Annotated in this window: 7 protein-coding genes; all 7 read right to left on the bottom strand. The window is 54.6% G+C overall.

Annotation, left to right across the window (positions count from 1 at the left end; translation table 11 throughout):
* Nucleotides 1-158 precede the first annotated feature (158 nt).
* The 7 genes from AO388_RS17795 to AO388_RS17765 all read right to left on the bottom strand — a co-directional run bounded on the left by AO388_RS17795 (nucleotide 159) and on the right by AO388_RS17765 (nucleotide 7,823).
* The gene (locus tag AO388_RS17795; protein ID WP_058416855.1) at nucleotides 159-1,238 is read right to left on the bottom strand and encodes a BsuBI/PstI family type II restriction endonuclease; all 1,080 of its coding nucleotides are present in this window, start codon (nucleotides 1,236-1,238) and stop codon (nucleotides 159-161) included.
* Nucleotides 1,238-2,974 (bottom strand): Eco57I restriction-modification methylase domain-containing protein, encoded by a 1,737-nt coding sequence (locus AO388_RS17790; RefSeq protein WP_236713919.1) that lies wholly within the window; start codon nucleotides 2,972-2,974, stop codon nucleotides 1,238-1,240. The genes AO388_RS17795 and AO388_RS17790 overlap by 1 nt, the downstream gene beginning before the upstream one ends.
* Nucleotides 2,975-3,110: 136 nt before the next feature.
* A complete protein-coding gene (locus tag AO388_RS17785; RefSeq protein ID WP_058416853.1) occupies nucleotides 3,111-4,409 on the bottom strand; it encodes a Y-family DNA polymerase in 1,299 nt (432 codons plus the stop codon).
* On the bottom strand, nucleotides 4,387-4,812 hold the full coding sequence (locus tag AO388_RS17780) for a LexA family protein (RefSeq protein WP_057434162.1): 426 nt from the start codon (nucleotides 4,810-4,812) through the stop codon (nucleotides 4,387-4,389). The genes AO388_RS17785 and AO388_RS17780 overlap by 23 nt, the downstream gene beginning before the upstream one ends.
* A 138-nt stretch (nucleotides 4,813-4,950) precedes the next feature.
* Nucleotides 4,951-6,264 carry a replication initiation protein gene (locus AO388_RS17775; RefSeq protein ID WP_058416852.1) on the bottom strand — a complete coding sequence of 438 codons (1,314 nt, stop codon included), beginning with the start codon at nucleotides 6,262-6,264 and terminating at the stop codon, nucleotides 4,951-4,953.
* Between the two features lie 564 nt (nucleotides 6,265-6,828).
* Nucleotides 6,829-7,182 (bottom strand): hypothetical protein, encoded by a 354-nt coding sequence (locus tag AO388_RS17770; protein WP_046235789.1) that lies wholly within the window; start codon nucleotides 7,180-7,182, stop codon nucleotides 6,829-6,831.
* The gene (locus AO388_RS17765) at nucleotides 7,173-7,823 is read right to left on the bottom strand and encodes an AAA family ATPase (RefSeq protein WP_003407061.1); all 651 of its coding nucleotides are present in this window, start codon (nucleotides 7,821-7,823) and stop codon (nucleotides 7,173-7,175) included. The genes AO388_RS17770 and AO388_RS17765 overlap by 10 nt, the downstream gene beginning before the upstream one ends.
* Between the last annotated feature and the right edge of the window lie 54 nt (nucleotides 7,824-7,877).

Genomic DNA, 7,877 nt, shown 5'->3' with positions numbered 1-7,877 from the left:
TTCATCGTTGCGCAATCTCGTAAAACAATAGAGCCAGCTACGCTAGATGAGTTGCCCGGACGGTTACGACACTTCCACCTTATCAGCCGCATTAGCGACAGCCATGCTGGCCAAGGTAAGCACCCCAAGGTTCGGGTACCATTTCATAAGTTGCTCCCTTATTGTCGTGTGATAACTTCGATCAATCCTGACAACGGTTTTATACCGTCGCTTAGCATGAATATCTTGTCGGGCTCGCTCAAAAACCAAGCGAATGAGCCCCAAGCAAGACCGCTAATGGTCTTCTTAAAACCTGGTGACTGACGGTCCGCATAGGCCGTGACGAATGCTACGCTCGATCGTTTGAACCCACCTTTATCCGTGAGCGAGAATAAAGCCTCTTGTCTGCGTTCTGTAATAGCACCGTCGGTGGCCACTACCTCAACGAACACGATGAGCGGATGAACAGGTCCCAAGTCAACCAGGATCAAGTCAGGTAAGTTTTTTTGCGCTTCAATATCCAGGCCTATGCTGGAAGCCATGCGCAAATCCTGCATAGCCACCTTGTTGCTGGACTCGCTCAGCCAGAGAACAACAGGTTTCGCCAGAAACTGCTTTGCGAAGACCTCTACCACCGCCCGGGATATTTCCGAACTGGGGCCAGGGGCTAACGTACGGGTCTCACCGTTGGGGAAACTGACCAGAACCCCTTCCTTGTCAGTTCCTCCAAGGCGCATCAGAGAAATCCTAGCCAGCGCTCCTTTGTTCAGGTGCTCCTTCTGCCAACCCAGGATGGCGGATGCCAATTCGTCCCCATTCAAGGATGGGGCAAATAGCGCAGCGAGCCCATTTCTGAGCGCATAACGCGGAGCGCCCGCAGTCGTGGAAACGGTTCTGTCCTCAATGACTGCACCAACGGCGATCAGCCCCTCGCGCAAGGTTTCATCGCGAATGGGTTCGCGTGTGTTGTCGGCGTACCATCGCTTACCAGGAATGGTAAAATTGCGCTTTCGCAAATTGGACCTGTAGTTATGACGCGCTTCGTCACTGCCGTCCGCTGCTTGCTGATCCGTCATGCGATAAACGTGCACCGGCCCCAATAAAACGCCAGATCCCTCGACTGCTCCGATATAGAGCATTGTGAATACAGTGCTGGCTGCCAGCTCGCGCGTGCAATACGTTCTATTGGGCGTCCCTTCCGGGAAAATTAGCGGTAGGCGTTCGGCGACTAAGTCCCTTGCTACATAAGGTGGCAGCACTACCTATCCCCTTCAAACAATTTAGTGCAAGCGGCTTCGATTATCTGACGATCAGCCCCTGCATTTACCAAACGAGTCAGTTCGCCTAGGTCGTCTGGTGCGGGCAACGGTAGCGATTCCAGCTCGTAGGCCGAAACGGCAACCGAGCCGCTGACACAGCGAAATGCGCGATCTGCAGCCCCACTATTAATAAAGGCAGCCAGTACCTCTGCACTGACCTCCGGCACCTCGCTGATCGGCCGGATCATATTGATATGATTTTCGATAACGACACCTCCGTGTGTCTTCAAGAACTCGGCAGGTAACGCGGCAGCGATTAGTCGCCGGCTCTGCTCTTTGGCGGTGGTTCGCTGCAAGAGCACGCATGGTTTGGTCGTGACCATCCACCCGTCACTGGCTTGCAGCTCGAAGTAGGGCGCGTGGTTACGCTTTTCCGCACGAAATATGAAATGGCCATCCGTAGTAATGGCTTCGGCCCAAATGAGCGGTAACCGCTTGCTGCTTGGACGGTGTGCCAGTTGGCTCTTGTATCGATTCCATACAAGCGGACCGGTGCTCACCGTATAGCCCCAATCGGCCAGGCGGTGCGGCATTTGCGTCAAACGCTTCACCAATGCGCCTTGTTGGGCAGTACGGGGCAAAAGCCATGGCAACGAAGGATCAGCAGGAAACTCAATCACACCGGTTTGGTGGATCGCCAGGCCATCTGTTATCGGTGAAATTTCTGCCACCACCACCGGTGCACCAGCGGCACCGCGCCGGTAAGTGGCCAATGCAGTTTCCTGCAGCACATCATCGAACATGCCTTTGCGCACAGTGACAAAATCGATGGATAGCGGTGGTGCTGATCGCCCAAGCAAAGCCCGTAGGTTTTTAAAATAGACACCAGCAAGAAAGGAGGTCGGCGTAACGTAGGCGATCACCCCACCCAGTTTGGTATGACGCAACGCTAAATCAGTAAACAGTCCGTAAAGGTTAGCGTGGCCATAGAGCGAACGTTTGTAACGATCCCGTGTTTCTGTATCGAGTTTTGCTCGGCCATAGGGAGGATTCCCTATTACCAAATCGAAACGATCTCTCCCAGGGCTTCGACGCAACGAATCACAGACGGTAACCATCACCGGCAGCCGTCTGCCTGCGATGCGGCTCACTGGGAGTACCACCGCATCCAAAGTAACCTGCGTAAGCCAAGCGCCGAAGGGATCGATCTCGTACCCGCGTAGACGGTTACCGATGCTTTGCATCAGCAGCTTTGAACTACAGCCCTTCGCTTCATTGATGATTCGCTGGGCGATAGGCACAAGAAAAGCGCCTCCCCCGCAGGCAGGATCCAACACACGGCATGTTGCCCAGTCTATGCCCGCTGTTGTCACTTGTTCGATCAATCGGGCAGTCAAAACAGGGGGCGTGTAAAAAACTCCATAGGTCCCGCGGTGCCCTGCAGGAAGCATCCCCGTGTAGGTGAGTCCTATTTGATAGGCGGCTGTCTCAGCATCAAAGCTCGCGGCAATGCGACCAATAGTCTCCGCCAGCGCAGCAGCGGATTGGGGGAGAACCTCTACAGTAAAAGGCTGTAGCGGCACTCTTAGCTCTGGAGGTACGATGTCAATGCCGGTCAGCTCATCCCACCAACTCTCGATCAGACGAACACCGAAAGCTCGTGCCAAAGCTAACTGGTGCTCGATCGGAAAAGTATTGGCTAAAGCACGGGCCATGGCGCGTGCGGAGGCCAGCATTTGAGTCGGAGACTCCGTCGTCGTAAGACCTACCTGGCGTATGAGTTTTGCCTGTGCCATTTGAGCGATGTCTCCCTTATCTACGCGGCAAATATTCTACAGTAGATAGCTTTGTCTACGTTGGATAAAACCTAGATCACTTAGCCTTTACAACCCACAGGTGATCGAGGCGTGTCGTGTAGCTCTGGCTCATTTGTTCACGGCGCATCCCCCAATCCGGAACGACTGGTACTGATCCTGTACGCAGCGTCCCGCGTCCCCACTTGCCGTTGATCATGTCCAAAGTAGCCATCAGTCGATCTGAACTCGCCGGCTGATTGATGGTGAACAGATCGTCGGTGAATTCGCCTGGCTGGCAGATATCCATCAGCAAGACTTCGGCTTTGCTGTACCTGAAGCCTGGTCGAAAAATCCGCGAAACCGCCTCTGTCGCGAACTGGGTCATCACCCTCACATCGTTGGTGGGGTAGGGCAGCTGGACCAGAGCGCCGTTTGCATACTTGGCTTCGTCAGGATTGAACATGCCGGTGCGAATGCTCACCCGGATCTTTTTACACACCGATCCCTGAGCGCGTAATTTTTCAGAGGCACGCATCATGTAGGTGGCCACCGCCTCTTTGATCGGCCCCAGCTCGGTCAGCCGCTTACCAAACATTCTGCTGCAGCAGATCTCCTGACGTGGAGGTTCGAATTCGTCCAACTCCAGGCACGCGGTGCCCGCCAACTCGCGTGCCGTTTTCTCGATCACAACACTGAATGTTTTGCGCAGCATCGAAGGATCGGCCATGGCCAAGTCCTTGGCCGACAGAATCTGCATGCCCTCCAGGTGCGCTTTCATCTTTCGACCTATGCCCCAGACCTCTCCGACAGAAGTATTACGCAGTACCCAATCGCGTTTTACAGGGTCACAGATGTCAACGACCCCGCCGGTGTGCGCCTGAAGACGCTTTGCCATGTGGTTGGCCAGCTTGGCCAGTGTCTTAGTCGGTGCAATCCCCACCCCCACGGGAATGCCGGTACAGCGGTAGACTTTGGATCGAATTGACCTTCCCAACTCGGTCAGATTGCCAGGCATGCCGGTCAGGTCTGCAAACGCCTCATCGATGCTATAAACCTCAACAGCAGGGACCATGGATTCAATGATGGCCATCACGCGCTGGCTTAAGTCGCCATAGAGCGAAAAATTACTGCTGAACGCCTGGATTCCGTGCCGGCGCAAAATATCTTTGATCTGAAAATAAGGCGCGCCCATTTTCACGTAGGGTTTTGCATCGTAGCTGCGGGCAATAACGCAGCCATCGTTATTGCTGAGCACCACAATGGGGATCTTGGCCAAGTCAGGTCGGAAAACGCGCTCACAGCTGGCGTAGAACGAATTGCAATCGACCAGGCCAAAGACCGGCGCTGGCTTGTTACTCAAAGCTTGTGACGCCATGTCGCACAACGCCCCATATCGACAGCTCTTCACCTTCCAGGATATGCCGAGGCGGATAGGCGGGGTTGGCTGACTTCAACACCACATGATCGCCCTGCAGGATGAGGATTTTGCACATCGGCTCATTGTTCAGTGCCGCAATCACGATGCTGCCACTGGACGGTTTTCGCGAACGATCTACGACCACCAAGCTGTCATGAAAAATCTTCGCACCTTCCATGCTGTCACCATCGATCTTGGCCACGTAGATGTGAGGCGCACGCAAGTCCATCAGCCGGTCGAATGAAAAGTCCTGCTCGATGTGATCCGCTGCTGGATTAGGAAAACCGGCAGGGATTTTAAAGGTGTAGAGCGGGATGACCTTTCCGGACTCGCACAACCGACCGAGTATTTTGACGTTCATGACGCGAACCTGACTGAAAACAGAGTTAACTGTATGGACGTACAGTTAACGGCGCGGTGCGGTTTCCCGTCAACTCAAGCCGACCAACAGCACATAAGCCGTTCTCTGATCGCACTGAACTCATTCAACCACGCCCTATCATGAACAATCGTCATGTTCTGTTTTTAAGGGCTCTCCAGCTTGCGGCCCCTGCGTGACCGCAGATATCTGATGTACACCGGACTGCACACCCGTAGCGCAGCGATTTGCAGCCCGGGCCGGAGCGGGTTTGGGGGTAGTTGAATCGACTTGGCCATGTGCACCAGAGACAGCCATAGCAGGCTGACGGGTGACCCTGAGAACGCTCACAGTGGATGGTTGAGAGACTTCAGTGAGAATGTGCATGTAGCAGGCCACCGTTCTCACCGAAACGCCGGCGAGTGTCGCAATGGCAGAACGTACCAATGCCTTGCCCTGGTCTTGAAGCTGCCTGCACGCGGCACGGATCTTCGATTCTGTGGCTTTGTGCCGCAGCTCATTGGTGCGCTTCGCAGCCAGGCTCTGCCGCTCGGTGAGCGACAAGCTGCCATCGAGCTGCATTGCGCCTCGATGGCAACGACGATCACCGGTGTACCGATCCCACGTCCAGCGACCTACGGATTTGACCGTGGCGCGTATCGAAGACAGCGGCAGGTTTTCCGAAAAGCCCTGTTTTTGAAAGCTGTTGTGGTTGTACGCATACGCATCGAGCGAGCGCATGAAAGACTCAAACGACCCCAGCTCGCGCTCGCGATTGACGATGCTGTACGCAAAATAACGCAGCTGCTCGAACAGGATGCAGTGCCGCGAATGGCTGACCTGGTCAAGTTTGGGACCAGTGGCCCATGGCTTGACGGTCAGCTCTACCGCGCTCGCCAGTTCGCCCAGTTCATAGACGTGGCTGTGGAATTCAGTCGTCTCCCACCAGGGGTGACCAGGTGTTTTGGCCACAGGGCCACCGTGGTAGTCCACGTCCGCGTCGAGGCGAGCGGCAAACGCGGCATAGATCGCTTTCATGTACTGAATCGGCTTGGCTCGGGCGTTCTCGGTGGTGCACACGGACGGCACGGCATAGAACAATTGGGAATGGCCGCTTTTTCGGTTACGCACCATCAGGTTCGGCGCGGGCAACCCGGCATCGTCCCAGGCCAGGGCATTGGCGTGGTCCAGGTCGAACACCAGCCAGGACACCATGCCGGGGCGATTGACCTGCATATAGGGATAACGAAGCGCGTACTCACGAGGGCGAACGCGGGACGCGGTTTTATCGTCACTGCATCGCGCCATGTACGGCGCTTCCAGCAATAACCGATTGAGCGCTGTGCCGTCTTCGAAGAAACGGGTCGGTGGCATGTGGGTGCTGGTGGCCAGCGGATCGGCGTTGGCCGTGGGTGAGGTCGCAAGGACAAGACTGATCGCGTTGTCGTGGCTCATGCTTCACCGCCTTGGCCAGCAGGTTGGCCGACGGCGTGAAAGGGTGTGACGCAAGGGATCAACCGGGGGGGCAGGGTGCTGTCATCGAGGACGCGCAGCCGCTGAAAAATCTTTTCCATAAGTCCACCGTTCAGCGGTGAACTGAAGGCTTCACTTTTGACGGCTTGCACAAAGCCGCAGTGAACGCCATAATCAGCTCACGTTATGTGTGTTGGACAGGTCTCCTTCTCTCGAAAAAAGCAAGGCCTGTTCAAGTTTTTCCAAAAAGCCCCGCCGGCAAGCGGGGCTTTTTGGTTTCTGCTATTTGGCTAAATCGTTAGAAATTTTCCCGTCTACGCTCATTCGAGCATGAAAAATATGGCATCCCAGCAACTGTGGGCAGGCAAAGTGCGTGAACACTACCACCCGAGTTCCCCATCCGCAATGAAAATGCCATTTTTTACAGCTGATATTGCACAGATTTTTGTCATATTGCGAATGGCCATAGGCCTTGCAGTACGTGGCTCTCAGCAATATAAGTGAAGTAATTTATGCAACTGAAATAACTTACGTAAGTTAGGCCACTTACTCGTCTTCCGTAAAATCGGTGATGGGTTCAGCATTCGATGCATTCTCTAGCAACGCAATCAGATCGGCCTTATCCAGCTCCTGGAGGGCCATAATCCCAGCCCGAATCACATCGGATCGAGATATGCGGAAGGTCCGTGGCAATAGAGAAATCTTATCTATCTGCCTGTTGACGTCTTTGGACAGGGAAAAAGTAGTACGTACGAATGTAGAAGCTTTTTTACGCTTGCGCTTAGGCTCGGGCGTGGCACTAACGGGCGCTGCAGATATGAAAGCCAGCGCTGCTTCGTCGTTGGCCTCCGAAGACGGGGAGACCTGCTCAGGCTTACGAATCAAATCTTTCAATCCCATTTTGCAGCCCCCCAAAGCTCTGCTGCCAACGTCTCTATCTCTTCTTTAGCACGTGCGTCAGAGTTGCTCTCCAAGACCGAACAACCGTCTTCATCCGCATCGTCGTAGACATTGCGAGCTGTAGTAATCGCGTCAAGAGGTTGAATGCCGAAGGAGCGGCATGCTTCTTTGGCATCCAATATCCGCTGTATCTGGCTAGGAAGGGCAGGGCATTGGGTTATCACTGCACGCACGTTCAATGCTGGGTTCACTGCAGTAGCCAGTCGTGCCAGGTTATCGACCTTTGGAAGGGTCTTGAGATCTCGCCGCTTGGGCCGGAAAGGGATCAACATATGAGTTGCTACCGTCATAGCTGACCGCAGTGCCTCCGAATCAGATCCTCCAGCATCGACCACAATTTGCCTGTACCGGCCCCGAAGGTCTGTCAGCGTTTGACGAATATTGCCGTGTGCTTGCACAACAGGAATCGCAGGGAGGTCTCCCTGTGCAGAGCGTTCAGCAGCCCAGTCTGCGGTTGTGCCCTGAGGGTCGGCATCTAGAAGCAGGACGTCACCTCCGCGAGCCTGCAGCCAGACGGCCAGGTTTTGAGCCAGACAGCTTTTACCGCTACCGCCTTTTTCACCACCTAAAAGTAAGATCATGAACTGCCCTTGATACTGATTATTGAAGTGACATAACTTACATAAGTTATGGAA

Source organism: Pseudomonas sp. ICMP 10191 (genome assembly GCF_001467335.1).
Lineage (GTDB): Bacteria > Pseudomonadota > Gammaproteobacteria > Pseudomonadales > Pseudomonadaceae > Aquipseudomonas > Aquipseudomonas cerasi.
This window is presented reverse-complemented; position numbering and strand designations above follow the sequence as displayed.

Excerpts from the sequence above, each read along its gene's own strand:
- AO388_RS17790 (WP_236713919.1), bottom strand. The coding sequence starts at position 2,974 with ATGCTGGCCTCCGCACGCGCCATGGCCCGTGCTTTAGCCAATACTTTT.
- AO388_RS17785 (WP_058416853.1), bottom strand. The coding sequence starts at position 4,409 with ATGGCGTCACAAGCTTTGAGTAACAAGCCAGCGCCGGTCTTTGGCCTG.
- AO388_RS17780 (WP_057434162.1), bottom strand. The coding sequence starts at position 4,812 with ATGAACGTCAAAATACTCGGTCGGTTGTGCGAGTCCGGAAAGGTCATC.
- AO388_RS17775 (WP_058416852.1), bottom strand. The coding sequence starts at position 6,264 with ATGAGCCACGACAACGCGATCAGTCTTGTCCTTGCGACCTCACCCACG.
- AO388_RS17770 (WP_046235789.1), bottom strand. The coding sequence starts at position 7,182 with ATGGGATTGAAAGATTTGATTCGTAAGCCTGAGCAGGTCTCCCCGTCT.
- AO388_RS17765 (WP_003407061.1), bottom strand. The coding sequence starts at position 7,823 with ATGATCTTACTTTTAGGTGGTGAAAAAGGCGGTAGCGGTAAAAGCTGT.